This window comes from Nafulsella turpanensis ZLM-10 (assembly GCF_000346615.1).
GTDB classification, from domain to species: domain Bacteria; phylum Bacteroidota; class Bacteroidia; order Cytophagales; family Cyclobacteriaceae; genus Nafulsella; species Nafulsella turpanensis.
On sequence record NZ_ANNU01000044.1, the window covers coordinates 18,292 to 43,041 of the forward strand.

General features: G+C 46.4%; 25 protein-coding genes. 12 read left to right on the plus strand and 13 right to left on the minus strand.

From position 1 onward, the window contains the following. Positions 1-127: 127 nt before the first annotated feature. The 9 genes from accC to F752_RS0116635 all read right to left on the minus strand — a co-directional run bounded on the left by accC (position 128) and on the right by F752_RS0116635 (position 8,132). Positions 128-1,471: an acetyl-CoA carboxylase biotin carboxylase subunit gene (accC, locus tag F752_RS0116595; RefSeq protein ID WP_017732874.1), complete on the minus strand. Its 1,344-nt coding sequence runs from the start codon at positions 1,469-1,471 to the stop codon at positions 128-130. A 75-nt stretch (positions 1,472-1,546) separates the two neighbouring features. Further along, positions 1,547-2,035 (minus strand): acetyl-CoA carboxylase biotin carboxyl carrier protein, encoded by a 489-nt coding sequence (gene accB / locus F752_RS0116600; RefSeq protein ID WP_017732875.1) that lies wholly within the window; start codon positions 2,033-2,035, stop codon positions 1,547-1,549. Positions 2,036-2,037: 2 nt separating this feature from the next. Continuing rightward, positions 2,038-2,604: an elongation factor P gene (gene efp, locus F752_RS0116605; protein ID WP_017732876.1), complete on the minus strand. Its 567-nt coding sequence runs from the start codon at positions 2,602-2,604 to the stop codon at positions 2,038-2,040. Positions 2,605-2,750: 146 nt separating this feature from the next. Next, the gene (locus F752_RS0116610; RefSeq protein WP_017732877.1) at positions 2,751-3,752 is read right to left on the minus strand and encodes a beta-ketoacyl-ACP synthase III; all 1,002 of its coding nucleotides are present in this window, start codon (positions 3,750-3,752) and stop codon (positions 2,751-2,753) included. Between the two features lie 260 nt (positions 3,753-4,012). Then, positions 4,013-4,204, minus strand: coding sequence for a 50S ribosomal protein L32 (gene rpmF / locus F752_RS0116615; RefSeq protein ID WP_017732878.1), 192 nt, complete (start codon positions 4,202-4,204; stop codon positions 4,013-4,015). A gap of 30 nt (positions 4,205-4,234) precedes the next feature. Next, on the minus strand, positions 4,235-4,804 hold the full coding sequence (locus tag F752_RS0116620; RefSeq protein ID WP_017732879.1) for a YceD family protein: 570 nt from the start codon (positions 4,802-4,804) through the stop codon (positions 4,235-4,237). Positions 4,805-5,028: 224 nt separating this feature from the next. Further along, positions 5,029-5,598: a helix-turn-helix domain-containing protein gene (locus F752_RS0116625; protein ID WP_017732880.1), complete on the minus strand. Its 570-nt coding sequence runs from the start codon at positions 5,596-5,598 to the stop codon at positions 5,029-5,031. 80 nt (positions 5,599-5,678) lie between these two features. Continuing rightward, complete coding sequence (gene pdxA, locus F752_RS0116630) at positions 5,679-6,689, minus strand: 4-hydroxythreonine-4-phosphate dehydrogenase PdxA (protein ID WP_017732881.1); 1,011 nt, start codon at positions 6,687-6,689, stop codon at positions 5,679-5,681. Then, entirely contained in the window at positions 6,690-8,132 is a 1,443-nt protein-coding gene (locus F752_RS0116635) for a leucyl aminopeptidase family protein (protein WP_017732882.1), read from the minus strand. It lies immediately after the preceding gene. A 54-nt stretch (positions 8,133-8,186) separates the two neighbouring features. Between F752_RS0116635 and rsmA the strand changes: the two genes are divergently transcribed. Genes rsmA through F752_RS0116655 form a run of 4 tightly spaced genes read left to right on the plus strand, consistent with a single transcriptional unit; the run spans position 8,187 to position 12,260 of the window. Next, a complete protein-coding gene (rsmA, locus tag F752_RS0116640; protein WP_017732883.1) occupies positions 8,187-9,032 on the plus strand; it encodes a 16S rRNA (adenine(1518)-N(6)/adenine(1519)-N(6))-dimethyltransferase RsmA in 846 nt (281 codons plus the stop codon). After that, complete coding sequence (gene mgtE, locus F752_RS0116645; RefSeq protein ID WP_017732884.1) at positions 9,032-10,405, plus strand: magnesium transporter; 1,374 nt, start codon at positions 9,032-9,034, stop codon at positions 10,403-10,405. Before rsmA ends, mgtE begins: the two co-directional genes overlap by 1 nt. Positions 10,406-10,430: 25 nt before the next feature. After that, a complete protein-coding gene (locus F752_RS0116650) occupies positions 10,431-11,375 on the plus strand; it encodes an NAD(P)-dependent oxidoreductase (RefSeq protein ID WP_017732885.1) in 945 nt (314 codons plus the stop codon). Positions 11,376-11,417: 42 nt separating this feature from the next. Next, positions 11,418-12,260 carry a pentapeptide repeat-containing protein gene (locus tag F752_RS0116655; RefSeq protein WP_017732886.1) on the plus strand — a complete coding sequence of 281 codons (843 nt, stop codon included), beginning with the start codon at positions 11,418-11,420 and terminating at the stop codon, positions 12,258-12,260. A 10-nt stretch (positions 12,261-12,270) separates the two neighbouring features. On the opposite strand, the gene F752_RS0116660 is transcribed toward F752_RS0116655, so the two are convergent. Continuing rightward, positions 12,271-13,668 carry an ATP-binding protein gene (locus F752_RS0116660; protein WP_017732887.1) on the minus strand — a complete coding sequence of 466 codons (1,398 nt, stop codon included), beginning with the start codon at positions 13,666-13,668 and terminating at the stop codon, positions 12,271-12,273. A gap of 51 nt (positions 13,669-13,719) precedes the next feature. Continuing rightward, positions 13,720-14,265 carry an HNH endonuclease gene (locus tag F752_RS0116665; RefSeq protein ID WP_017732888.1) on the minus strand — a complete coding sequence of 182 codons (546 nt, stop codon included), beginning with the start codon at positions 14,263-14,265 and terminating at the stop codon, positions 13,720-13,722. Positions 14,266-14,591: 326 nt separating this feature from the next. Here F752_RS0116665 and F752_RS0116670 point away from each other — a divergent pair, with 326 nt between their 5' ends. After that, positions 14,592-15,563 carry an alkane 1-monooxygenase gene (locus tag F752_RS0116670; RefSeq protein ID WP_236614018.1) on the plus strand — a complete coding sequence of 324 codons (972 nt, stop codon included), beginning with the start codon at positions 14,592-14,594 and terminating at the stop codon, positions 15,561-15,563. A 257-nt stretch (positions 15,564-15,820) separates the two neighbouring features. Here the strand turns inward: F752_RS0116670 and F752_RS0116680 are convergent, their stop codons facing one another. Continuing rightward, a complete protein-coding gene (locus F752_RS0116680) occupies positions 15,821-17,848 on the minus strand; it encodes a tetratricopeptide repeat-containing sensor histidine kinase (RefSeq protein ID WP_236614019.1) in 2,028 nt (675 codons plus the stop codon). Positions 17,849-18,357: 509 nt separating this feature from the next. Here F752_RS0116680 and greA point away from each other — a divergent pair. Both greA and F752_RS0116690 read left to right on the plus strand, forming a co-directional pair. Then, positions 18,358-18,837: a transcription elongation factor GreA gene (gene greA / locus F752_RS0116685; RefSeq protein WP_017732892.1), complete on the plus strand. Its 480-nt coding sequence runs from the start codon at positions 18,358-18,360 to the stop codon at positions 18,835-18,837. Positions 18,838-18,848: 11 nt separating this feature from the next. Then, on the plus strand, positions 18,849-19,244 hold the full coding sequence (locus F752_RS0116690; RefSeq protein WP_017732893.1) for an HIT family protein: 396 nt from the start codon (positions 18,849-18,851) through the stop codon (positions 19,242-19,244). Positions 19,245-19,330: 86 nt separating this feature from the next. On the opposite strand, the gene ruvC is transcribed toward F752_RS0116690, so the two are convergent. Beyond that, positions 19,331-19,897 (minus strand): crossover junction endodeoxyribonuclease RuvC, encoded by a 567-nt coding sequence (ruvC, locus tag F752_RS0116695; protein ID WP_017732894.1) that lies wholly within the window; start codon positions 19,895-19,897, stop codon positions 19,331-19,333. On the opposite strand from ruvC, the gene F752_RS0116700 reads away from it, so the two are divergent. Genes F752_RS0116700 through F752_RS0116720 form a run of 5 tightly spaced genes read left to right on the plus strand, consistent with a single transcriptional unit; the run spans position 19,896 to position 24,748 of the window. Further along, entirely contained in the window at positions 19,896-20,897 is a 1,002-nt protein-coding gene (locus F752_RS0116700) for a lysylphosphatidylglycerol synthase transmembrane domain-containing protein (protein WP_017732895.1), read from the plus strand. The two genes, ruvC and F752_RS0116700, sit on opposite strands and share 2 nt — an antisense overlap. After that, positions 20,897-22,024, plus strand: a complete 1,128-nt coding sequence (locus F752_RS0116705; protein ID WP_017732896.1) for a glycosyltransferase — start codon at positions 20,897-20,899, stop codon at positions 22,022-22,024. Before F752_RS0116700 ends, F752_RS0116705 begins: the two co-directional genes overlap by 1 nt. Further along, a complete protein-coding gene (locus tag F752_RS0116710) occupies positions 22,021-22,275 on the plus strand; it encodes a hypothetical protein (RefSeq protein WP_017732897.1) in 255 nt (84 codons plus the stop codon). Before F752_RS0116705 ends, F752_RS0116710 begins: the two co-directional genes overlap by 4 nt. 3 nt (positions 22,276-22,278) lie before the next feature. Next, positions 22,279-23,517 (plus strand): ABC transporter permease, encoded by a 1,239-nt coding sequence (locus tag F752_RS0116715; RefSeq protein WP_017732898.1) that lies wholly within the window; start codon positions 22,279-22,281, stop codon positions 23,515-23,517. A gap of 1 nt (position 23,518) precedes the next feature. Beyond that, a complete protein-coding gene (locus F752_RS0116720; RefSeq protein WP_017732899.1) occupies positions 23,519-24,748 on the plus strand; it encodes a PP2C family protein-serine/threonine phosphatase in 1,230 nt (409 codons plus the stop codon). Positions 24,749-24,750 lie beyond the last annotated feature (2 nt).

The window sequence follows — 24,750 nt, forward strand, 5'->3', positions numbered from 1 at the left end:
GGGGAAAGAAGGTTTTGAGGGAAGGGCTTTTTTCTCTCTGGGGCAGTAGGACGAATACCTGGAACCAGGGGAAATAAAAAAGCCCGGAGGGTTGCTCCGGGCTTTGCTATGCAAAATAGGTGGTGGATTATAATCCTGTAAGGTCGAAATTATCGAGGAATTTCGTAGTGAAATGCCCGGACTTAAAGGTGGGGTCGTCCATCAGGCGAATGTGGAAAGGAATCGTTGTTTTAATTCCTTCAATCACAAATTCCTGTAGTGCCCTCTTCATTCTGGTTACACACTCTTCGCGCGACTGCCCGCTTACAATAAGTTTGGCAATCATGCTATCGTAGTTCGGCGGAATGGTATAGCCGGCATATACGTGGCTGTCTACCCGAACCCCGTGGCCACCAGGCAGGTGCAGATTGGTAATCATGCCAGGGCTTGGACGGAAACCTTTTCCCGGATCCTCCGCATTGATGCGGCACTCCATGGCATACATTTTAGGGAAGTAGTTTTTGCCGCTGATGGTCTCCCCGGCAGCTACTTTTATCTGCTCCTTAATCAGGTCGTAATCCGTTACTTCTTCGGTAATCGGGTGCTCTACCTGAATACGGGTATTCATTTCCATGAAGTAGAAGTTGCCATGCTTGTCGAGCAGAAACTCAATGGTACCGGCACCTTCATAATTAATGGCTTCGGCTCCTTTAATGGCCGCCTGCCCCATCCTTTCGCGCAGCTCCTGGTTCAGAGCAGGCGAAGGGGTTTCCTCCAGCAGTTTCTGGTGACGGCGCTGAATAGAGCAGTCGCGTTCGGACAGGTGGCAGGCACGGCCGGTGCGGTCTCCTACAATCTGGATTTCGACGTGTCGTGGCTCTTCCACGAATTTCTCGAGGTACAGGCCATCGTTGCCAAAGGCTGCTCCGGCTTCCTGGCGGGCATCGTTCCATGCCTTTTCAAATTCGCTTTCGTCCTTGACAATACGCATGCCACGGCCACCGCCACCGGCAGTTGCTTTCAGGATTACCGGGTAACCCATTTCCTTGGCAATTCCTTTTCCTTCGGCAACAGATTTAAGCAGGCCTTCCGAACCAGGAATAGTGGGAACGCCGGCAGCCTTCATGGTCGCCTTGGCCGTAGCCTTGTCGCCCATCTGGTTTATCATTTCGGCGCTGGCACCAATAAACTTGATGTTATTTTCCTCGCATATCTTGCTGAACGCTGCATTCTCTGAAAGGAAGCCATAGCCAGGGTGAATGGCATCGGCATTGGTAATTTCAGCGGCAGCAATTATGTTAGGTATATTCAGGTACGAAAGGGAGCTTTGTGGAGGGCCAATGCAAACGGCCTCATCGGCAAAACGTACGTGCAAACTTTCTTTATCGGCCGTAGAGTATACTGCTACGGTTTTTATGCCCATCTCCCTGCAGGTACGGATAATACGCAGGGCAATTTCGCCCCGGTTTGCTATCAGTATTTTTTTAAACACGGTATAGTTGGTTTAGTCAAAGTAAAAAGAAACACCCGAAAGGGGGGTGTTTCTGATGACGGTATTAGCCGGTCTTTAAGAAGGATCAACCAAAAAGAGTGGCTGGTCGTATTCTACCGGCGAGGCATTGTCGACCAGGATTTTTACAATCTTTCCTGAAACCTCTGATTCAATTTCGTTAAAGAGTTTCATGGCCTCCACGATACAAACTGTTTGTCCTGACTTCACTGTATCGCCTACCTTTACAAAGGCGTCAGACTCAGGGTTTGCAGAGCGATAGAAGGTGCCAATCATAGGAGATTTAATCTCGATGTATTTGCTGCTATCTTCTTTTGGTGCACTGGCAGGCGCTTTTTCAGTTGTCTGCGGAGCTGGGGCCGCTGCCGGAGCAGGGTTTGCCGCAGGAGCCGCCGAAGAGGTACGTGGGGTAAATTCCGCGCTGGCCTGTGGGTTCGCCGAATGCTTTTTAACGGCTATTTTAAAGTCGCTGGTTTCGATGTTTACTTCGTCCAGCCCAGATTTTGAAATAAAATCGATGAGCTCTTGAATCTCTTGAGGTTTCATAGTTAACGTTTTACTCTTTCCGAATAAGAATTTGTTCTGGTGTCGACACGGATGAACTCATCCTGGTCAATAAATAAAGGAACCTGAATTGTTGCTCCGGTTTCCAGCTCAGCTGGTTTGGAAGCATTGGTAGCAGTATCACCTTTAAGGCCAGGCTCAGTATAAGTCACCTGCAGGTCCACAAAAGGAGGCAGCTCGCAGCTAAGAGGTGTTTCGGTTTCGGCATGGTAAAGCACATCTACTTCCTGACCTTCTTTCATAAGCTGAGGAGCGTTGATGAGCTTTTCTTCCAGCATTACCTGTTCGAAGGTTTCGCTGTCCATAAAGTGGTAACCCAGGTCATCTTTGTACAGGAACTGGTGCGGTCGTTTTTCGATGCGTGCCGTGGTTACTTTAGTGCCGGAGGAGAAAGTATTATCAATTACTTTTCCTGTGGTAACACTTTTAAGCTTTGTTCGCACAAAAGCAGGGCCTTTGCCTGGTTTTACGTGCTGGAATTCAACGATAGAATACAGGTCGTTGTTGAATTCAATGGTAAGTCCGTTTCTAAAGTCTGCGGTTGATGCCATTTATTTTACTTGCAAACCTGCCTTGCCGGCAGGCGGGTTTAAAAATATGCTAATTTTCTAACTTTTATTGCGTTTTTATGCTGAAAATGCGAGCTGCACCAAATAAAATTCAATTTAGCAATCTATCATTAATTTTAAAAGAAAGCTTATTGTTTCGGATCGTAGGCCCATTTTATCCAGACAGACCCCCAGGTAAAGCCGCCACCGAAAGCTGCCAGTATTAAATTATCGCCTTTTTTAAGCTGGCTTTCATAATCCCACAGGCATAGGGGAAGAGTGCCGCTGGTCGTATTTCCATACCGGTGAATGTTGAGCATTACCTTTTCGCTGCCTACGCCCATACGGTTAGCCGTGGCGTCGATAATGCGTTTATTGGCCTGGTGGGGGACCAGCCACGAAACATCATCGGCATTTAACTGGTTTCGCTCCATTATTTCTGCCGATACATCGGCCATATTGGTAACGGCAAATTTAAAAACAGCTGAGCCTTCCTGGTACACAAAGTGCTCGCGGGCAGCAACTGTTTCGAGAGATGCCGGCCTGCGGCTACCGCCGGCTTTCATGTGAAGGTGCTGTGCGCCTGCGCCATCGCAGCGGAGAATGGAATCCATGACTCCTACCTCTTCAGTAGTAGGTTCCAGCATAACTGCGCCGGCTCCATCGCCGAAAATAATGCAGGTGGAGCGATCGGTGTAATCCACAATGGACGACATTTTATCAGAGCCAACAATCACTACCTTTTTACAGCTCCCTGTTTCAATAAATTTTGAGCCTGTATTAACCGCATATAAAAAGCCGGAACAGGCGGCCATTAAATCGTAACTAAAAGCATTTTTAGCGCCAATGGCATCGCATACTATGTTGGCCGTAGCCGGAAATACCATGTCGGGCGTTACCGTGGCGCAAATGAGGAGATCTATTTCTTCGGGCCGGGTTTTTGTTTTTTCAAGCAGGTCTTTTACCGCCTCAATCGCCATTACAGAGCTTCCCTTGTCTTCTCCTTTCAGGATATGCCTTTCCTTAATACCCGTACGGCTGGTAATCCATTCGTCGGTAGTGTCGACCATGGTTTCGAGCTCTTTGTTGGTTAACACATAGTCCGGCACATATCCCTGCACACCTGTAATTGCCGCTCTGATTTTATTCATATAAAGAGGATATATAAAACGCTAATTTATTGCCGCCAGCTGCTTTTTAAAATGGTTAAAAAGCAAAGGGCAGGCAAAAGTATATTCCACAAAAATGAGTGCTTAATGCCAAAGATGCAAACCTAATGGATATAATTAAGCGGAACAGCTGTTAAATAGCCGTTTACGCTGTTTAGGCTTGTGTTCTTCCATGTTTAAGCAGCAAAAAAAAACCTTACCATTAAAGCGGTAAGGCTTGTGAAATAATGTATAAAACAGGCTTATGCCAGTACTTCTTTTTCTAATACTACCTGACCTTTGTAATAAAGTTTGCCTTCGTGCCAGTAGGCCCGGTGCCACAGGTGGTGCTCACCGGTAGTAGGGCAAATTGCAAATTGCTTAGGAGTTGCCTTGTAGTGTGTTCTTCTCTTGTCTCTTCTGGATTTCGAGGTTTTACGTTTAGGATGCGCCATTTTTTTTCTAAACTATTAAATTATGGTTTCTTAATTATTCTTCAGGTTTTTTAAAATTGCCCAGCGAGGATCGGTAGTATCTTCTTCAGGGGCTTCGTCGTCTTCGGTTTCTTCGCCCTCTTCCATGCTGCTGTACACCAGTCGGCCTTCGCTCAGTTCATCGAATTCATCCTCGTCCTCTTCTTCAAGATAATCCGGGTGAATTTTCTTCATCGGCAAAGATATACCGATAATTTCATAAATGAACTGCGCCAGGTTTATTTTTTGCGTATTCTGGGTAATAACTAAAATGTCATCATCCAATTCTACTTCTTCCTCACCGTACTTTACTATCAGCCGTTCATCCAGGTTTATCGGGTAGTCAAAGGTTTCCAGACTCCGATCGCAGGTTAATTCCACCTGTCCTTCTACATGTATATCGAGGGTTAACATCCGGGTGGATTTATTAAGTACCACCTCTGCGCGAGCGTTCCCTTTTTCAACTAATCCGTAATCAAACAAGGCAAAGAATGCATCATTTACTTCCATCTCATAGGTGTGCTCGCCATCGGCGATCCTAAAGATTTCAATGTCAAACTGCCTTTTTACTTTTGTTTCCATCTTTTTGGAAATTTAAGACCGCAAATTTATAAATATTTTCCTGAATAAAAAAGCTTCCGGTATATTCACCTGGATATGCCTGATTATTCTACAGTTGGTAAGCCTCCTGGAGCCAAAAAAGTTCTTTCCTGAAGCAGGATTTATTCTATGTTTTCAGGAGCCGGGCCATCCTGGGGTAAAGATTAAAGGTTGCAATGAGGAAGCACTTCAGTGGCAGAGAAAGCTTAAAGCTTATCCAGAAAATTTCTGTCAGGATTTAGCCCTTCTTTATAGGCAGTAATGGAAGAGCCTGTTATTTTTTTAAACTGCCCCGAAAGGTAATGGACACTGCTGTAGCCCAGCTTGTCGGCAATCTGGCTTACGTTAAGTTCCCCTTCGTCCAGCAGGGCCTTTACTCTTTCGATTCGGCAGCGGATATAGTAGTTTTCGATGGTGAGACCGTAGTGCCTGGTGAAATGCTTGGAGAGAGAAGAGTAGTTCCTGTGCAGGGAGTCAGCTAGGTAGCTGGAAAGAGTAGTGGCCGCACCCTTTGTTTCTTCCAGTTTCAGGTATTCTAGTATTTTCAGGCGAATCTGCTCTGTAAGTTGTGCATCCGGGTCGTTGAGTAGTTCGAAGCCCAGCTTTTTCAGCCTTCCTTCTGCCTCTGTTATGGAAAAGTTTTCTCCACTACGAATTTGGGCATAACCCAGCTGTACGTCCTCCACCTCGGCCCCAAGGTCTTCGAGCGTATCTCTCACCACCATTATGCAGCGGGGGCAAACCATATTTTTGATGTGGAGGATTTTTTCTTCCATTTCCCCTGGGTTTTACTTTGAAAAATAACCGCAAAGACGGTTTAGTTTAAAAGTCATCATGCTGCCATATGCTTGTCTTACTATCCCTTCCTCCTCCTTATTATATCGCAGGCAAGGTATAGGGCTTCGCGCATGGATTGTTCGCTGGCCACATTCTTCCCGGCAATATCATAAGCAGTGCCATGGTCGGGCGAGGTGCGGACAATGGGAAGGCCGGCTGTATAGTTGACGCCGCTTTCGAAGGCAAGAGACTTAAACGGAATTAAACCCTGGTCGTGGTACATGGCCAGAATACCATCAAACTTCTCCTGCTGACGGGTACCGAAAAAGCCATCGGCCGGAAGCGGGCCAAAAATTAGTTTCCCTTTTTCTTTCAGCTCTTTTATCAGCGGAATAATAATGTCCTGCTCTTCGGTGCCCAACAAACCGCCTTCACCGGCATGGGGGTTTAGGCCCAGTACGGCAATGCGGGGCTTGGTTATGTTAAAATCCTGGCGGAGTGTTTTTTCCAGAATATTGAGCTTGCTGCGTAATTTTTCCTTTGTTAGCTGTTTGCTTACACTGTTGAGCGGAATATGCCCCGTTACCACACCTACCCGCAGGTTACCGGAGCATAAGAGCATCAGGCTGTCTTTTGCCTTAAAGGTTTCGGTGAAAAATTCCGTATGGCCAGGGAAGCGAAATTCGTCGTTTTGAATATTATTTTTGTTGATTGGTGCGGTAACGATTCCTTCAATCTTCCCTTCCTGTAGGTGCCCCGCTGCTTTTTGCAGGGCAAGGAGTGCGGCCTTTCCTCCTTCGGGAGTTTCCTGGCCCATATTAATCTCCATCATCTCCTGCCAGCAGTTCACCACATTTACCTTGTCGGGGTGGAAACGATCTTCGTTGTTTACCTGGTGGTAGTTGAAGTCGTTCAGACGCATGGCCTTTCGATAATACGCGAGTACCTTTGCAGAACCATATACGACCGGGGTTATCATGTCGAGCAGACGGTCATCGGCCAGGGTTTTAATAACTACTTCAGGCCCAATACCATTAATATCTCCTAAGCTAAGCCCTATTACCGGCTTATACAGTGAATGTTCCTCCATTTATTTTTTATCAAAACGCTTTATGAACTGATACAACAGGCGAACGCCTACTCCGGAGCCTCCTTTGCCACGATAGCTGTCGGGCTTGGTAAGAAAGGCTGGTCCGGCGATATCCAGGTGCATCCAGGGGTAATCTGTAAAATGTTTCAGAAACAAACCGGCCGTAATTGCACCGGCATTAGGCCCCCCCAGGTTGCTGAGGTCGGCAATGGAAGACTCCAGCTGTTTTTCATATTCTTCCCAGAGCGGAAATTCTACCAGGCGCTCATAAACCTCTCTGCCTGCCTCACAGAGCTGTTGCTTCTGATTTTCTTCGGCTGTGCCCATACATACAATTCCTTCGGGCCCAATGGCACGGGCAGCCGCACCGGTAAGGGTAGCCAGGTCGATGACCAGGGCCGGGCGATACCGCTGGGCATAGCAAAGAGCATCGGCCAGAATCAACCTTCCTTCGGCATCGGTATTTAATACTTCCACTGTTTTTCCATTGCTGATGGTGATAACGTCGCCGGGGGTAATGGCTTCTTCACCGGGGCGGTTATCCGTAGCAGGAATAAGACCGATAACATGCACCGGCAATTTATTTGCGGCTACTGCATAAAGTGCTCCGGCCACAGAGGCCGCACCCCCCATATCGCTCTTCATCATATCCATACTGCCGGGGGTGGGTTTAAGGCTAAGGCCTCCGGTATCGTATACCACGCCCTTGCCTACCAGAACAATTGGTTGCGTGTTAACTGCATTTTTGGGCTTATACTCCAGTATGCTAAAGGTTGGTGGTTGCTGGCTGCCGGCATTTACCGCAAGGAGCCCACCCATTTTAAGGCTTTGGATGCGCGACTCTTCCAGTACCTCCACCTGAAAGCCAGCTTCCTGTCCTAGTCTTTCCAGCTCGTGGCCCAGCTGGGTAGCACTCAGGTAAATTACCGGCTCGTTTACCAGGTCGCGGGCAGCAAAAGTAGCCTTTGCCAGCTGCAAAACTTCATTAGCCTGCTCTTCCGTTACTTTCGGGTGAGACAGCTTTATTTGCTGCAGTATTTTGTCTGCTTCCGTTTTCCTGCTTTTGTACTTTTCGAAACGATAAGAGGAGAGCAGGAGGCCCTCCAATACAGCCAGTAGATAGGGTGCCGCAATCTGCTTACCGGCTAGTTGCAGCTGGTTAACTGATTCCTTTTTAAGAAGGCTGCTGAGCTCATGCGCTTTCTTGCGAAAGGTTTCCAGCGTACGGTATTCTTCTTCCTTTTCTTTTACTTTCAGCAGAAACAGCCAGCTGTTATAGCGGTTAAGGGCGATAAGCGATTGATCCTGATCCAGCTTTTTCTTTACCCATTGCGCTTCTGCTTCGGAGAGGGAAAGGTCGTTGAGCTCCTCTGCATCTTTTAAAAGATACAGTAGGTTTTCAGTTAATTGAAAGGAATTTTGAATATGTATGGAAGGCTGCATGATTAATTGTACTTTTGGTTCTACAAATTTAGGACAATATTCGGGAATTAAAATATGGAAGAAAGGAGCCCAAAGTATGGTGCGGCCCGGAATGGCTTTGGTCGAAAAGGACAAGGCGCTGAAGGAGATGCTAAGGTAAGGCCTAAAAAACGGCTCGGACAACATTTCCTGACGGATCAGCGTATTGCACAAAAGATTGCCGGTTCCCTCAGTGGCTGGAAAGATTATGAGCAGGTGCTGGAGGTAGGTCCTGGTATGGGAGTACTTACGCAGTACCTCCTGCAGGATAGCCGCTTTACTATCCATGCCGTAGAGCTCGATGAGGAGTCGGTACAATACCTGCATCAGCATTTTAAGGAAATGAGTGAGCGGGTATACCATCAGGATTTCCTGAAAAAGAAGCTGGATGACTGGTTTAGCGAACCTTTTGCGTTGATTGGTAATTTTCCTTACAATATCAGCTCCCAAATATTTTTTAAAGTACTGGAGTACCGGCAGCAGATTCCTGAAGTCGTTGGTATGATACAAAAGGAAGTTGCCCAGCGCATTGCGGCCGGGCCCGGAAGTAAAACATATGGTATTTTAAGTGTGCTTATACAGGCGTATTACGAGGTGGAATATCTGTTTACGGTGCCTCCCGGGGTGTTTAACCCGCCGCCAAAGGTTCATTCAGCCGTTATTCGCTTCAGGCGAAATGAGGTGGAACAGCTTGACTGTGACGAAAAGTGGTTCTTCAGGATTGTAAAGCAAGGCTTTCAGAACCGCCGGAAAACCCTGCGGAATGCCCTGAAAGCACTGAATCTGACGGAGGAGGTAAAAGCGTTACCCCTGCTCGATAAAAGGGCAGAGCAGCTTTCAGTAGCCGATTTTGTTTTTCTAACACAGAAAATAACAGCATAGTGGAACAGGCAGCAGAAGTAACCCAATTTCAGCTCAGCAAAGAGTTTCTGGAACGACTGGAACAGGCAGTGAAAGAGCAGGATACTGCTTTTATACAGGATAGCCTCGCCCAGGTGAAACCTGCCGATATTTCCGCCATTTTACACGAATTTGATGCGGAGGAGAGTAAATTTATCTTCGATCTCCTTCCGGTAGAAAAGGCGGCCGTTATTCTAAGCGAGCTGGATGAAGATGTAAGGGTAAACTTCTTAAAAAACTTCTCTTCCGAAGAAATTGCCCCCTATGTAGAGCAGCTGGACTCCGACGATGCCGTGGACCTGCTCAATGAGCAGTCCGTTAAAACCCGCGAAGAGGTAATTGCCAACCTGAACAATACTGAAAAGGTCGACCACATTGTGGACCTGCTGCATTACGAGGAAGATTGTGCCGGGGGCCTTATGGCTAAAGAGCTTATTAAAGCAAATATTAACTGGACGGTTACCCAAACCATAGAGGAAATCCGGCGACAGGCCGAAAATGTGAGTAAAATCTACTCGGTTTATGTGGTGGACGATGATGAAAAGCTGCTGGGTAAAGTGTCGCTGAAAAGGATGCTGCTCTCCCGGGCCGGCACCCGCATTGCCGACATTTACGATCCGGAGATTATATGCGTACAAACCTATATGGAGGAAGAAGAGGTCGCTTCTATGATGCGGAAATATGACCTCGAAGCCGTGCCCGTGGTAAACGTGCAGAACAAACTGGTAGGGCGCATAACCATCGACGATGTGGTGGATGTAATTACCGAACTTGCCGAAGAAGAAAGGCAGATGATGAGCGGTATTACGGAAGATGTGGAGGAAAGCGATTCCGTCTGGCGTATCAGCCGCGCCCGCCTTCCCTGGCTGGTGATAGGTATGGTAGGAGGAATACTGGCGGCCCGCTTTATTGGAGTTTTTGAAAGTGACATTGAAATTGTTCCAGCCCTGGCTTTTTACATTCCCCTTATTACCGCTACCGGTGGTAATGTGGGTATACAATCCAGTAGTATCATTCTGCAAAGCCTTGCCAATCCTTCTGTTTTTAGCGAAAGTGTATGGAAACGCCTGCTAAAAGTGCTGATGGTGGCCATTTTTAATGGCCTTATTCTGGCTTTGCTGGTGCTGGCGGCTGTGCTGTTAATTGGCTCGGAAACAAAATTGGTTTTTGTCGTTTCCATTGCCTTGTTTTGCGTGGTGCTGCTGGCTTCTTTTATGGGAACCATCACCCCTCTGGTGCTGGACCACTTCGGGATTAATCCTGCGCTCGCATCCGGACCGTTCATTACCACGGCCAACGACCTGCTAGGTCTGGGCGTATATTTTGCCGTAGCTCATATGCTGTTCAATCTGTAAAAATACTTCGGACCCTTTTAATGCCATGATAATCCTGAACAGGAAAGTGCTGATCATCGACAAAATGCATGATAGCATTTTTAATATGCTTGAACAAATTGGTTTTTCGGCCGACTATCGTCCGGATGCTAGCAGACAGGAAATAGAGGCTGTTGTTGGTGATTATGAGGTGTTGTTTCTGCGAAGCAAGCTGAGTGTCGATGAAGCTTTTCTAAGGAAGGCCGGCAGGTTAAAAGTAGTCGGCAGGGCAGGGGCTGGTGTGGATCAACTGGATGTAGAGACGCTGGAACAGAGAGGCATAAGCCTGATAAACGCACCGGAAGGAAACCGCGATGCAGTAGCAGAACATGCTGTTGGAATGCTCCTCTGCCTGCAAAATAACCTCCTGAAGGCCGATGCACAGGTGCGCCAGTCCATCTGGGACAGGGAAGGGAACCGCGGAACAGAGCTTTCAGAAAAAACAGTGGGCATTATCGGATATGGCCATATGGGGCAGGCTTTTGCCCGGCGCCTGCAGGGCTTTGGCTGTCGTTTGCTGGCCTATGATAAATTTCGGCAGGGGTTTAGCGATGAACTTGTGCAGGAGAGTAGCCAGGAAGATATTTTTGAGCAGGCCGACGTGGTGAGCTTTCATTTTCCCCTCACTGAAGAAAATAGGGGAATAATAAATGGAGCTTATTTGAGTCGCTTTAAAAAGGAGATCCTGCTGATAAATACGGCCCGGGGCGAAATTTTACCATTAAAGGATCTGGTCGAAAAACTGAAAAGTGGTAAAGTGAGAGGGGCAGCTCTTGATGTACTGGAAAATGAAAAGTTGCACCAGCTTTCAGCGGAAGAGAAAGAAAATTTTGATTACCTTGTTCAGTGCGATAAGGTTCTTTTAAGTCCCCATGTAGCCGGGTGGACGCATGAGTCTTATCGGAAGATAAATGCGGTTTTGGTTGAAAAGCTAAAAAATCTCCTTTATTAATGCTATTTTTACCGGGAGAGAAAGTAATATTTTAATGCCAATATGAAAAATTTCCCTATTATTCAACGGACTTTAAAATGGTACTCGCATGTAACGGAACAGCCAATCCTTACTTCCTTCCTGGTATTGATAATTGTAAGTATCCTGGTGCTCGGGCTGAGCGCCCCTTACTATTTAAATGACTTTAAGGATTTTTATAAGCAGGTACTGGCCGAGGCTCATGGTATGATCTTCGACATAGCCATTATTGGTATCCTCATTCTGTGGCTTAATAAAAGCGGGGAAAAAAGGTTGCGGATTAAAACGTATAAGGATGAAATTGATGACTTCCGGCTATGGAAATCTGAAGAAGCAGCCTTCCGTACGGTGGGTAACATTAAAAGGCTCAACCGGCACAAAATCTATAACATTAACCTGGTTAACTGCTTTCTCACTAAAACCAACCTCAATTACTGTATTCTGGAGGGCTCCAACCTCAACTCGGCCGATATTAATACTTCGCAGCTCATCGAATGTAACCTTCGGAATGCCCGCCTGAACCAGACGAATTTCGAAAATTCCACACTTAATCAGGCCGATTTATCGCATGCTTATGCCAGTGGAGCAAATTTCAGGGATGCCTTTCTCATTAAGGCACAAATGGTACAGGCTTATTTGATAAAAGCCGAATTAAAGGGGGCTTTTTTAATGGAAGCAAACCTGAATGGAGCGTACCTTACCGGGGCAGATTTTACCGGCGCCAATTTATATAAAGCCGACCTGCGGAATGCGGTAGGGCTTACGCTTGAACAGTTAGAGAAAGCGCGTACACTTTACCTCGCCCAGCTGGATGAGGACCTGATGGAGCAGGTAAAATTACGGCTGCCCAGCCTGGTGGAGAAGTGAAATACAAGCTTTAAAGAGGAAGGTACACCGTAAAGCGGGTAGCTCCTGGCTTTGAATCGAGGGTAAGTTTTCCTTCATGGTGGTCTACTATACGCTTGGCTATATCGAGGCCAAGGCCGCTGCCTTCACCTACCTGCTTAGTGGTAAAAAAAGGATCGAAAATCTGCTCCTGCACTTCTTCCGGTATGCCTTCACCGTTATCTTCTATCTCAATTTTTAGTGATGAATTTTCCTGTGCGGCACTAATCCGTAGCTTTCCTCCTTCCGGCATTGCATCTATCGCATTGTCAATAAGGTTGGTCCATAGCTGGTTAAGTTCACCTGCATACACACAAGCCTCAGGTAAATCTTCTGCAATGGCCTCTTCGACTTTTATATTCTTTTTCTTTAGCTTAAAGTTGAGCAGGGTAAGGGTGTTAAGAATGCCTTCCCGAATATCTGTGGTTTCCTTTTCAGTACTCCTGTCCATGTGAGAGTACGCTTTTACGGCATTAACGAGCTGGCTGATTCTTGCCGAAGAGTGCTGGATGTTTTGAGAAAGCTTTTGCAGACTGAGCATATACTTGAGCCACTGAAGGAGGGCCTGCAGCTTTTCTTTGTTTTGTTCTTCCTGAAAGAAAGAAGGTAGCTGCTCAGGTCGGACAGGGTAATCGGCAAATGATTCGGCTAAAGTCCGCGCCTGGTCAATATCTCTTTTTTTCAGCCATTCTTCCCAACTGTCGCCCAGGGAGGTTTTCTCCATCAGGCTTAAACGGGCGGCCTGTTTATTATTAAGGGAGCTGAGAAGTTGTTGTACTTCTCTGAATGCGGTGGAGATAGACTCTCCCCGAAGCAGCTCTTCTAGAATGGCGGGCATTTCCTGTAGCTGCTCCTTCAGCACCTCGGCACTTCGGGCTACGGCAGCGGCAGGATTGTTGAGCTCATGCGTCAGGCCCGCCGACAATCGGCCAAGGGCTTCCATTTTACTGGATTGCTGCTGGCTTTTGGTAAACTCTCTTACCCGGCTGGTCATGATATGGACGAGCACCTCTACAAGCTGCTGGTGTTCCAGTATCATTTCCCGGAAAAACTCTTTTTTCAGCATCAGAAGTTCACTGGCCTCGCTGGCTCTGGCCGCCGCATTTGCATGGCTGGCTCTGGAGTAGGGTAGGGCACCGGTAATGGCTCCACTCTCTATTTCCTGTATTACCCGGGAGCTCCCTTTCTGTTCCTGAATGAAACTGATCTTTCCTTTCAGAATAATAACCATCCGGTCAAGAGGAGCGCCCTTTTCAAAAAGGTATGCTCCTTCCTGCAACTGGAGGTACTCAAGCTTACCGGCCAGCCATTGCAGCTGCTCTTCCGGTACCCCGGAGAGAACAGGATTTTCCCTGAGCGCGGGCACCCATCGGGAAGGAGAAGTACTCATGTAGAAACCTCCTTCCTGCAAGGTGGAATCCGCCCGTAAAAGATCAGCATTTTAGCTGATGGTAACATGCCCCCAGTTTTCGCCGGAGCGAATACGGTTCAGCTGCGTGTGGGTAATGCCAAAGCGTTTGGCAATCATGCTAAGCCTTGTTTTATCGGATTTCAGTAATTTTTTAATGATGCGGACATCCGGTTCGGTAAGCTTATAGCCTGTGGTGCGGCTGCGAAGTACTTCGGGGTTTTTATTGTTGTGCGCCACGAGCTCTTCTTCAGTGGCCCATTTCAGATTATTAACGTTATTGTTTTCCTTATTGTAATCGAGGTGAATAACGTAATATTGCTCCGGGGAATCTTTATTGATAAAGGTTTCCGCAATGATGCGGTGTACATAAAACTGGCGAACGATTTTACCGCCGAATTTTACCGTAATGGACTTATATCCTCCCACATTTCCACCACGAATTATACGACCTTTCTCCTTATCTATCGCGTAGCTTCTGACTCTTCCATTCGTCGATACCTCATATTTGGCATGTGAAAGGTTGGTCTGAAAGTCTACCTCTTTCCATCTTTCAGGTGTATATACATTATGTTCCATAAGTTAGTAGTATAGGCTAGGTAAAAAATAACAGGGGAACAATGGGCTAAATTCCACGCTCCTCTCCTTAAAAAAATCAATGAATTACTCATCTTGTTTTGTGCAACTGTTAAGATAACATGAAGAGCACCAAAGAGTTTCCTGTTTTTTTTAAGAAGGAGCAAATTTTTTGTAAATTATTAAAAAAATGCTGCAAACCGCGTGTTATGAAAGTCGGAAATCCATATAAGTACCTGACTTTATTTACCTTACCTGCGCTTGCGTTCCTGTCTTTTTTCAGCTATGGATGGCTCTGCTTCCTCCCAATACTCTATATTTTTGTCTTTTTGCCCCTGTTCGAGCTGCTTACCCGTCCCGATACGAGCAATCATTTGCCTGAACAGGAAAATTCCCTTGCAGGGCAGCGGGTGTATGACTTTATCTTATATGCAGCTGTTCCTGTGCAGTATGGTTTACTGATGTTGTTCTTCTTAAAGGTACAGGAGGCAGAGCTCAGCTGGACTACTCTTACGGGAAGGATTACAGCCATGGGGCTGATGTGTGGGGTTTTTGGAATTAATGTGGGCCATGAGCTGGGGCACAGGAGCAGGAAGTATGAGCAATACATGGCACAGGCCCTGCTGCTGACTTCGCTTTATATGCACTTTTTTATTGAGCATAACAGGGGCCATCATAAGATGGCCTCCACTTCCGAAGATCCCTCCACTGCCCGAAAGAATGAATCGGTTTATGCGTTCTGGCTTCGCTCGGGTGGCCACAGTTACCTTTCCGCATGGCAGCTGGAGAAAGATCGTCTCCATAAGCAAGGAAAGCAAGCCCTGCACTGGCAAAACCAGATGCTCCGTTTTCAGCTTTATCAGTTTGGTCTGCTCCTCACGGTCGGGCTGGCTTTTGGGCTGAATGTTTTAATGTGTTTCGTGGCAGCAGCGGTAATGGGTATGCTCCTCCTCGAAACGGTCAATTATATTGAGCACTACGGCCTGCTTCGTAAAGTGCTCAATAATGGCCGGTATGAGCGGGTAATGCCGCAGCACTCCTGGAATAGCAATCATCCCCTCGGGCGCCTGATGTTGTTTGAACTTAGCCGCCACTCAGACCATCATTATAAAACAAGCCGTAAATACCAGATTCTCCGGCACCATGAACAAAGCCCGCAAATGCCCACCGGCTACCCGGGTATGATGATACTCGCCCTGGTGCCACCCCTATGGTTTCGGCTAATGAATTCCAGGATTGAGGAGAATCTTCGCTCTCCTATTTTGAAGGTTGGCGTAACAAAATCAGTGGTTAATGGCTGATAAGCCTGTTGAAAAACTTCCTTAAATGAGGGTATTCATTTACTGAAACAAGAGGTTGTTTTATTTTAAACTGTAAAACAATACTCAGGTTCCCGTTGAGCATGGCCGCTTTATAAATGAACTGAGCTTTATTACCTGGAGGATATCCTCTGGTTTTTCTTCTATCGTAAAACCTTCCGGTAAAATGATGTTGCAGCTAAGGATTTTTTCTGAAGTATAGCCAAAATCCACGGGCAGGTTCTGTTTAAAAGGAGAAGCTATACCGTTTCAAGTACAACTTCTGCTTTAGGAACTGTAAAACGAAAGGTGCTTCCTTTTCCCTCTTTACTCTCCACCTGTAGTTCGCCACCATTCTGCTGGATAAATTCCTTACAAAGCATTAAGCCTAAACCGGTACCCTTCTCATTGGCGGTGCCGGGGCTTGAATGCTTGTATTCAATTTTAAATAGTTTCTGAAGGGCTTCCGGACTTATTCCCACACCGGTATCCTCTACTACTACTTCTATGACATCTTTCCATTCCTTCGCCGATATAGTGACCAATCCGCCTGCTTTGGTGAATTTAAGGGCATTGCTGATAAGATTGCGCAAAACAGTATTCATTTGATTTTCGCCTGCAAAAGCCTGTAGGTGTTCCGGTACATTGGTAATAATGCTGATGTTTTTGTTGTCTGCCATTTTTTGCAGTAGATCAATATTGGATCTGACTAAGGAGCGGAGCTTCAGGTTAGTTGGCTTTAGCTCCATAATTCCTGTCTGGGAGCGCGACCATTCCAGCAGGTTCTCCAGCAGGCTAAGCAGGTTTTTTAGCGACTTATCCAGGTCCTTTGCCAGGGACTGAATTTCTTCTTTGGTAAGAGCATCGGTATGCTTTATGAGCATGCCCGAAAAAGCCGTAAGGGAGTTAAGAGGGCCTTTTAAATCGTGGCTGATGATGCTGAAGAACTTATCTTTGGTGGCATTTAACTCCTGCAGCTCTGTGTTTTGCTGGTGAATGGTTGAATTGGTATAGCGGAGGACCTGCGTATTTTTACGGTTGTTGCGGTAAAGAAAAACTATCAGGCCGAGGATAGTAATCAACAGCAATACAATAGTGATGAGAAAATCGCGAAAGTTGGTTTGCTTTTGCATAGCCAGTTCACGCAATTGTTTGTCTTTTTTTAAGGCATCTATTTCTCTTTCCTTTTCGGCAATTTCGAAACGGGTCTGCAGTTCGGCCATGCGCCTTTCACTTTCCTCTCCATATATAAAGTCGCTGATGGCTACAAATAAATCCTTATACTGAAGGGCTTTTTCGTAATCTTTTAAAGCAGCATAGCAGGCATAGAGATTTTCGTAACTGTCGCGTATAATCTTTTTGTCATTTCTTATCTCGCCAATAACGAGGGCAGACTCAAGAAGAGGTAAGGCCTCCTCGTATTGTTGCTGCGCAATACTTAAAAGGCCAAGGTTATTTAATGCCTGTGCCTGCCCGTCGGGGAACTGTATTTCCCTGAAGATTTGCAGGCTTTCGTTCATAGATATCCTTGCCTCTGCATGTTGGCCCTGTTGCAAGTAAAGGCGGCCCAGGGACAGCTTACTTTCCCCTATGCCTTCCTTATCCGCAATATTCTTTCTAATTGTTATGGCCTTCTGGTGGCGTTCAAGAGCCTGCTGCAGGTTTCCTTTTGCCTGGTAAATAAGGGCAAGCCTGAACTGGCTGTCGGCTATTCCTTTTTGGTAATGTTGCTGCCTGCTAAGGGTAAGGGCTTTTCCATAATAATCGACTGCCTTACTCTCGTTACCAATGCTGGCATATACCCGGCCAATTTGAATGAAGCCATCTGCGGCCGGACCCTTTAGCTGCAGGCGTTCGGCCAGTATTTGCGCCTGCATAAAGTATTCGATTGCTTTATAGCTGTTCCCCACTTCATGGTAAATGTCGCCAATGGTATTAAGAATGCTTACCTGCTCCGGCAGGAGCTGGTGCTGCTGGCTTACGGATAAGGCTTCGAAGCAATGCTGAAGGGCAGAGTCGTAATTGGAAATGAGGTGACGAACGGAATTGCCTACATAATTTCCTGCAATGGCTAATTGGCGGGGATTGCCTGAATCCCTTGCCAGGGCGTAAGCTTCACGGCTTTTCTGTAAGGCCAGTTCAGGCTTACTCCGGAGGTATATGGGGATAATCTCTTCCAGGAGCCGGAATCTTTCTGTTCGCCCTGAAAGTTCCAGGGCCGCTTCCAGGCTGTCAACTTTCGCCAAGGATGGCTGTGCGGAAACAGAAAAGCCTGACAGGAGAAGCATAAGACCCACTGTAAAGGCAGTACTGCTGGTTTTGCAGAGCAGATATAGGCGGAATAGAGCAATCAATTACAGTTAATATAGGCTTTAAGAAGGCAATATCTGTCCTTTTAGTGACTTTTAATTGTAAAAGGAGGCCTTAACCTTACATTTAAACGGATTGTAAAGAAAGAGCAGGTTCGGGAATGATGATTACCTGCTTGTAAACTCCTTTTCAGAACTGCAGCGGCCAGTTGGCAGGTGAGGATTTTGTGATTTTTTCATTATCCTTCATGAGTTATGTAATATTTTAGATTAAATTCGTTCATTTTAAAAGTAGATTAAAACAATTTTTTTGTCGACTTGTTTTAGGAGTACAAATTTGAATAAAAGAGAAAAATCACTACTTTTGTCTTCGGCCCTGGTAGCAAATATTGCTTATCAGGGTTATTTTTATTGAATAAACTGGTAAATTCAAGCAGCAAGACGGTTTTGGAAACGAATCCGTTCTTTTATTTTAAAAGCAAGGAGCTATGTCAAAGATATCATATTACACTAAAGAGGGTTTAGAGAAATTAAAAGCAGAACTAAACGAACTGAGAACGAAAGGCAGGACCGATATTGCCCGGCAAATTGCAGAGGCAAGAGATAAAGGAGACCTGAGCGAAAATGCAGAATATGATGCGGCCAAAGATGCACAGGGTTTGCTGGAGCTGAAAATTGCCAAACTGGAAGAGGTGGTGGGCAATGCCCGGGTAATAGATGAATCTACCCTCGATACATCAAAGGTTTCTATACTTTCAAAAGTAAAAATCAGGAATAAGAAGAATAATATGACCGTTACCTATGTTTTGGTTTCGGAAGAAGAGGCAGATCTGAAAAGTAACAAAATCTCTATTAAGTCACCTATTGGCCAGGGACTGATGGGCAAGAAAGTGGGAGATACCGCTGTGGTAAAAGCCCCTGCTGGTACGATAGAGTTTGAAGTGCTGGAAATAGGCCTGATGGATTAAAAATTTTTTAGATGAGCTCAATTTTCACTAAAATCATTAACAGAGAGATTCCCGGTCATATTGTGGCCGAAGATGAGCAGTTTATTGCATTTTTAGATGTAAACCCGCTCGTAAAAGGTCATACGCTTGTTGTTCCAAAAAAGGAAGTTGACTATATATTTGATTTGCCGGAAGAGCTACTGGCGGGGCTGAACCTCTTTGCAAAAAAGGTGGCGGCCGGCATAAAAGCAACGGTTCCCTGTAAGCGAATAGGTGTAGCGGTGGTGGGGCTTGAAGTTCCGCATACGCATATGCACCTGGTGCCGCTCAACCAAATGGAGGATATCAACTTTACCAAACCAAAGCTAAGCCCATCTAAAGCAGAGCTGGAGCAGCTTGCCCTGCAAATACAGGAAAATATTAAATAGAAAATTGCGGAATAGCAGTAATAAGAAACGCAAGCCGGAGAGGTTTGCGTTTTTTTTTGTTTTGGAGTATTGTAACAATGCTGCGCTTACGCAATTCGATTAGGGTTATCTTCCAGAAAGGCCTTCCAGCTTTTATTACTCCTGTTATTATTTCCACCCTGGTAATGGTGGGTAAGGGCAACTGCCAGGGCATCGGTAGCATCGAGCAGTTTGGGCATTTCGGTAAAACTAAATTCCCGCATCAGCATATGCGCTACCTGCTCTTTAGAAGCATTCCCATTGCCGGTTACGGCCTGCTTAATTTTTTTAGGAGCATATTCTTTAATAGGAATATCGCGGGAAAGAGCCGCGGCCATGGCTACCCCCTGGGCACGACCTAATTTAAGCATAGACTGAACATTTTTCCCATAAAAGGGAGCTTCCAGCGCTACCTCATCCGGGTGAAACTCATCGATGAGTGTAATAATACGATCGTAAATCTTCTTTAATTTTAATTCGTGGTCCTTATATTTGCTTAAATGAATAACACCAAACTGCAGTACCTGCAGCTTTCTGTTCATACTTATAATAAGTCCGTAACCCATTACACTTGTGCCCGGGTCAAGGCCCAGTATAATTTTCTCCTCTTTCCGCTCCAATGGCTGTATCATCATGATGCAATATAGTACCTTATCTTATCTCAAAAAAGAAGCTGTAAGCAAAACGCTGATATGGCTGGTGAAAGCATTGGTACTGCTGCTCATTATTTATTTTATTGGCTTAAAAATTTATGGAGGCCAGTTAAGCCCGGCCACCATTGGGGCCTTTAGCCTGCAGCTATATACGCAGCACCCCTGGTATGCCTTCGTGGTGCCATTCCTGCTGGTTTTTGTTAACTGGGGACTGGAGGCTAAAAAGTGGCAGTTGCTTTCGGCGCCGGTTTCCAGGCTTTCGCTGGCACAGTGCAGCCGGGCTGTGCTGAGCGGCCTGAGCCTTGGTTTTATTACCCCTCGTAGTCTGGGCGATTATGCAGGAAGGTTAATGGAAAGCCGGGGAGAGGAACGTGTGAAGCTGGTGGGGGCTGTATTGCTGAACCGCATCAGCCAGTCATTTTGTACTTATTTTGCGGGTTTGGCAGGGCTCCTCTACCTCATTACTTTTACTGCCATGGGGGTGCAGCCTCAGTGGCACTGGATGTTCCCGGTAATGGCAGGGGGGATGTTGCTTTGTGTTCTTTTTTTAGGAAAGGGAAGAGGAAGGCTGGTGGAGGTCCTTCAGGGATTAGTAGGAAAAAAATGGATGCGTCTGCTTGAAATTATTGGTGATTATAGCAGTAGTACGATGGCCATGCTACTGCTGTGGGCTGCCCTGCGCTATGTCGTTTATACTTTTCAGTTTGTCTGGATATTGAAAATGGCAGGCCTGGAGCTTCCGCTGCCTGTAATGGTGGCGGGCGTTGCCGCGGTTTTTGTTATGAAATCCGTTATTCCGGCTTTTAACTTCCTGAGCGATCTGGGCGTGCGGGAGTTTTCGGCCCTATTCGTATTTTCGGCTTTTGCGGTGCCGGAAGCAAAAGTGGTGCTGGCAAGTCTGCTGGTTTGGTGCCTCAATATCTTGCTTCCAACCTTTATCGGTGCGATTCATATTTTTCAAATGCGCTTTAACCGTAGCTGATGCTGACCATTGCCTATCTAAGTATCCTCTTCCTTTACTCGCTGGCCACAGGCCTGCTTTATTACTGGTGGCGACAGATAGAAACGCCGGGTGTGGAGGAGCCTCAATCCTCTCTTTTTTTAAGTGTGATAGTGGTCATAAGAAATGAGGAGGCTAACATTCAAAACCTTTTAGCCGATCTTGAGAAACAGCAATATGCTCCCAGTGGGTTCGAGGTGATTGTGGTCGATGACCATAGCACCGATGCTTCCTTTTCGCTAGTAGAGCAGGTGGCGGAAAAAAGCCATCTAAGCATTCGCCTTTTCAGGCTTGAAGATGCTGCGGGAAAAAAGGCAGGCTTATCGCTAGGGGTACACCAGGCAAAAGGGGAGGTAGTGCTGGTTACCGATGGTGACTGCAGGCTACCTTCGGGATGGCTGCAAAGCTATGGACGCTCTTTTGCTAATGCTGATGTTCGGTTTGTGTCGGGGCCGGTTACATTTTGCGAAAGTAAAAATTTCTTTGCACAGTTGCAGACCATTGAATTTGCCAGTCTGGTGGGGACGGGAGCGGCCTTTCTGAAGGCAGGTTTTCCCGGAATGTGTAATGCCGCTAATATGGCATTCCGGAAAAATGCCTACCTGGAAGCAGAGCATTCCCGAACTGATTTTCATATTCCTTCGGGTGATGATGAATTTTTATTACAGGCTATATATAATAAGTATCCGCGACAGGTGTACTTTCTTAAGAGCAGGGAGGCCGTCGTTCAAACCATTCCACAGCCCGACTGGAAAGCTTTTGTACAGCAGCGAAAACGCTGGGCCGGCAAGTGGCGTCTGCACCGGAAACCGGCTGTGGCAGCTACCGCACTTTCACTTTTCCTGTTTTATACAGCCTGGATTGGACTGTTGCTTAATTTGTTACTGTCAGGACAATGGTTCCTTTTTTTTGGAGGAGTGTTGCTGAAGTTCAGCATCGAATTGTTATTTTTACAAGCTGTAATGGGCCTGATGGGGAAAAAAATACCATGGCTGGCCTTAATCTTCCTGCAGCTGGTATATCCATTTTATGTACTCTATTTTGGAGTAGCAGTAAATTTTGGAAGCTTTAGCTGGAAAGGCAGGACTTATAAATATGCAAGTGTATGACGGATCAGGAATTTGATGTAATGGACGAGCTGTACTTCGTACAGTCATTTGCAGAGTTGCAGCAGTCCTGCCAGTTAGAGGCACAGGAGCTGAAGCAACTTTTACTCAGTTTAATCAGAAAAGAATGGGTTCGGTGGATGATTGATCGGGCCGATGAAGCACCTTCCGGCGAAACTATTCAGGAAGAGCAAATGGAGCAATATTATTATCTGGCTACCAAGGCCGGTTTGCTGGCGCATAACAGCAGGTAAAGTATGTTAAACCAGTTTCACCATTCCCCAAACTACTACGTTCGTAAGCGGCTGTTGCGAAATAAGCCTGCCATGTTTGGCTTAAGTATTATTATTCTTTCGGCCATTTGTGCCATGCTGGGTTGCCTGATTATGCCCGACAGCACCCCTAATGTTAATGATGGAGCCATCCAGATTCAAAAGCAGGTGCCGGTATATACTACAAAGCTGCTGAAAATCAGGAAAAATTTTGTGGAAGAAGAGACAGGCCTGCTGGAGAAAATGTTTTTTGGAGAGCCGAGCCCCTATGTACTGGTGCCTATTCACTCTTATGAAGTGGATGGTTATACCATCCGGGCAGAAATGGTTGGCCGCGACGGAGAGTGGGAGGATTATGATCTCATCAATACCGTAAAGGCCCTGCACATTGGCGAAAGCGGCCTCCCCGGCTTTGATGGGGGAAAGAATTACCGGACGGAAGGTGAGCAGGTGCAGTATGTCGATGCTTTCGGAGTGTTGCAGGAAACAAACAGGCAGGAACTACTCCGGGAGCTGGAAGAATATAATATCGAGGAAAGAACCTATTGGCTTGGGACCGATAAAGCCGGGCGGGACATGCTTAGCCGCCTGCTGTTTGGGATGCGGATTTCGCTGGCGATAGGCTTTGTGTCGGTCCTTATTTCAATGGTACTCGGAACTTTGCTGGGGGCTCTGGCGGGTTTTTTTGGAGGAAGAATAGACTCCCTGGTTATGTGGCTGATGTCTGTTATCTGGTCCATACCTGGAATTATGCTGGTAATTGCTATCAGCCTTGCCTTGCAGAGCAGAGGGGTATGGGTAGCCTTTGTAGCTGTGGGACTTACCATGTGGGTAGATGTAGCCCGTGTGGTAAGGGGGCAGATTTTCAGTATCAGGCAAAAGTTGTATATTGAGGCTGCCAGGGCTTTTGGTGTTTCTAACGGGCAAATTATTTACGCGCATATTCTGCCAAACATTCTGGGGCCCCTGATTGTGATAGCTACGGCCAATTTTGCTGCTGCTATTTTATTAGAGGCCGGGTTGAGTTTTTTAGGCCTGAGCGTGCAGCCACCCACTCCTTCGTGGGGAATTATGATTTATGAGGGCTACCATGCCATCGGTACCAACAACAGCTGGCACCTTATTGCCTTTCCGGCCATTGCTATTTGCCTGATGGTGCTTTCGTTTAATTTATTAGGAAATGGTCTTCGCGATGCCTTCGATCCTAAAACACTTTTAAAATAAAATGGAGCAATTGAATTTTGAGCATGCGTATCAATTAAAGAAACTGGAGCTGGAGGCTTTGCTGGAGGTTACGCAGGCAATCAATAATAACCTGCCGGAAGAGCAGCTCTACCGAATTTTTTATTTTACTCTAAGGGCAAACCTTAATATCGGCAAGTTTGCCCTGTATGTATATGAGCGAGGGCAGTGGGTGTGCAAAGTCCACCATAGCAATACCTACGACTTTAAAGGACTTCCACTCGAAAAAACAGTGGTAAGGGAAATCCAGGAATTAAGTGGTACGGAAGAGCTGCCGGAGGTATATCGAAAAGAATTTCAGCAGGTATTTCCTATCAAGCACAAGGACCAGATACTCGCTTATATGTTCCTGAACAATGGAATGAAGCAGTTGCACGAAAATGATGGAGAATTGAAGTTCGTCCGTGCGCTCACCAATATAACCATTGTGGCCATCGAAAATAAAAAGTTGGCCAGGCAGCAACTCGAGCAGAAAGCCATTCAGAAGGAGCTGGAAATTGCGAAAGACGTACAGCGCTTCCTTTTCCCAAGCATCCTCCCCAATACCGATAGCTTACAGGTAACGGCCCAGTACCTGCCACACCACCAGGTAGGTGGAGATTATTACGATTTTATTCAAATAGGAGAAAACAGGTTTCTCGTTTGTGTCGCCGATGTTTCGGGTAAAGGAGTACCGGCCGCTATTTTAATGGCAAACTTCCAGGCTTCCCTGCGCACAATGGTGCGACAGACGTTAAACTTACGCGAAATTGTTCATGAGCTCAATCATCAGGTGATGCAGAATGCCCACGGCGAAAATTTTATCACTGCCTTTTTTGGTCTTTATGATAAGGAGCAGGCTTGCCTGCAGTATGTAAACTCCGGCCATAACCCTCCCTTCCTTATCCGGAGAGATAAGCCGGGGATAAGTATGATGGAAGGAGGTAGTACCATTCTGGGGATTTTAAATGAGCTGCCCTTCTTAAAAGTGGGAGAGGTAAAAGATTTGCATGACTTTTTATTGTTCTGCTATACCGATGGCCTCACCGAAACCTTTAATGAACAGGAAGAGGTATGGGGCCCGGAGCAGTTAGAGGCTTACCTGGAAAAGAACCAGCAGGCTGGGGTGGAACAACTCATGGATGGAATTATTCAGGAAATTGACCGCTTTCGCGATGGGCACCCGCACCACGACGATATAACCATGCTGGCCTGTGCCTACAAAGCACTTTAGCC

Excerpts from the sequence above, each read along its gene's own strand:
- F752_RS0116720 (WP_017732899.1), top strand. The coding sequence starts at position 23,519 with ATGGAGCAATTGAATTTTGAGCATGCGTATCAATTAAAGAAACTGGAG.
- F752_RS0116660 (WP_017732887.1), bottom strand. The coding sequence starts at position 13,668 with ATGAGTACTTCTCCTTCCCGATGGGTGCCCGCGCTCAGGGAAAATCCT.
- F752_RS0116655 (WP_017732886.1), top strand. The coding sequence starts at position 11,418 with ATGAAAAATTTCCCTATTATTCAACGGACTTTAAAATGGTACTCGCAT.
- F752_RS0116620 (WP_017732879.1), bottom strand. The coding sequence starts at position 4,804 with ATGGAAACAAAAGTAAAAAGGCAGTTTGACATTGAAATCTTTAGGATC.
- ruvC (WP_017732894.1), bottom strand. The coding sequence starts at position 19,897 with ATGATGATACAGCCATTGGAGCGGAAAGAGGAGAAAATTATACTGGGC.
- F752_RS0116665 (WP_017732888.1), bottom strand. The coding sequence starts at position 14,265 with ATGGAACATAATGTATATACACCTGAAAGATGGAAAGAGGTAGACTTT.
- F752_RS0116610 (WP_017732877.1), bottom strand. The coding sequence starts at position 3,752 with ATGAATAAAATCAGAGCGGCAATTACAGGTGTGCAGGGATATGTGCCG.
- accB (WP_017732875.1), bottom strand. The coding sequence starts at position 2,035 with ATGAAACCTCAAGAGATTCAAGAGCTCATCGATTTTATTTCAAAATCT.
- F752_RS0116705 (WP_017732896.1), top strand. The coding sequence starts at position 20,897 with ATGCTGACCATTGCCTATCTAAGTATCCTCTTCCTTTACTCGCTGGCC.
- rpmF (WP_017732878.1), bottom strand. The coding sequence starts at position 4,204 with ATGGCGCATCCTAAACGTAAAACCTCGAAATCCAGAAGAGACAAGAGA.
- greA (WP_017732892.1), top strand. The coding sequence starts at position 18,358 with ATGTCAAAGATATCATATTACACTAAAGAGGGTTTAGAGAAATTAAAA.
- rsmA (WP_017732883.1), top strand. The coding sequence starts at position 8,187 with ATGGAAGAAAGGAGCCCAAAGTATGGTGCGGCCCGGAATGGCTTTGGT.
- F752_RS0116650 (WP_017732885.1), top strand. The coding sequence starts at position 10,431 with ATGATAATCCTGAACAGGAAAGTGCTGATCATCGACAAAATGCATGAT.
- efp (WP_017732876.1), bottom strand. The coding sequence starts at position 2,604 with ATGGCATCAACCGCAGACTTTAGAAACGGACTTACCATTGAATTCAAC.
- F752_RS0116635 (WP_017732882.1), bottom strand. The coding sequence starts at position 8,132 with ATGCAGCCTTCCATACATATTCAAAATTCCTTTCAATTAACTGAAAAC.
- F752_RS0116680 (WP_236614019.1), bottom strand. The coding sequence starts at position 17,848 with ATGCTTCTCCTGTCAGGCTTTTCTGTTTCCGCACAGCCATCCTTGGCG.
- F752_RS0116710 (WP_017732897.1), top strand. The coding sequence starts at position 22,021 with ATGACGGATCAGGAATTTGATGTAATGGACGAGCTGTACTTCGTACAG.
- F752_RS0116690 (WP_017732893.1), top strand. The coding sequence starts at position 18,849 with ATGAGCTCAATTTTCACTAAAATCATTAACAGAGAGATTCCCGGTCAT.
- pdxA (WP_017732881.1), bottom strand. The coding sequence starts at position 6,689 with ATGGAGGAACATTCACTGTATAAGCCGGTAATAGGGCTTAGCTTAGGA.
- F752_RS0116625 (WP_017732880.1), bottom strand. The coding sequence starts at position 5,598 with ATGGAAGAAAAAATCCTCCACATCAAAAATATGGTTTGCCCCCGCTGC.
- F752_RS0116715 (WP_017732898.1), top strand. The coding sequence starts at position 22,279 with ATGTTAAACCAGTTTCACCATTCCCCAAACTACTACGTTCGTAAGCGG.
- F752_RS0116700 (WP_017732895.1), top strand. The coding sequence starts at position 19,896 with ATGATGCAATATAGTACCTTATCTTATCTCAAAAAAGAAGCTGTAAGC.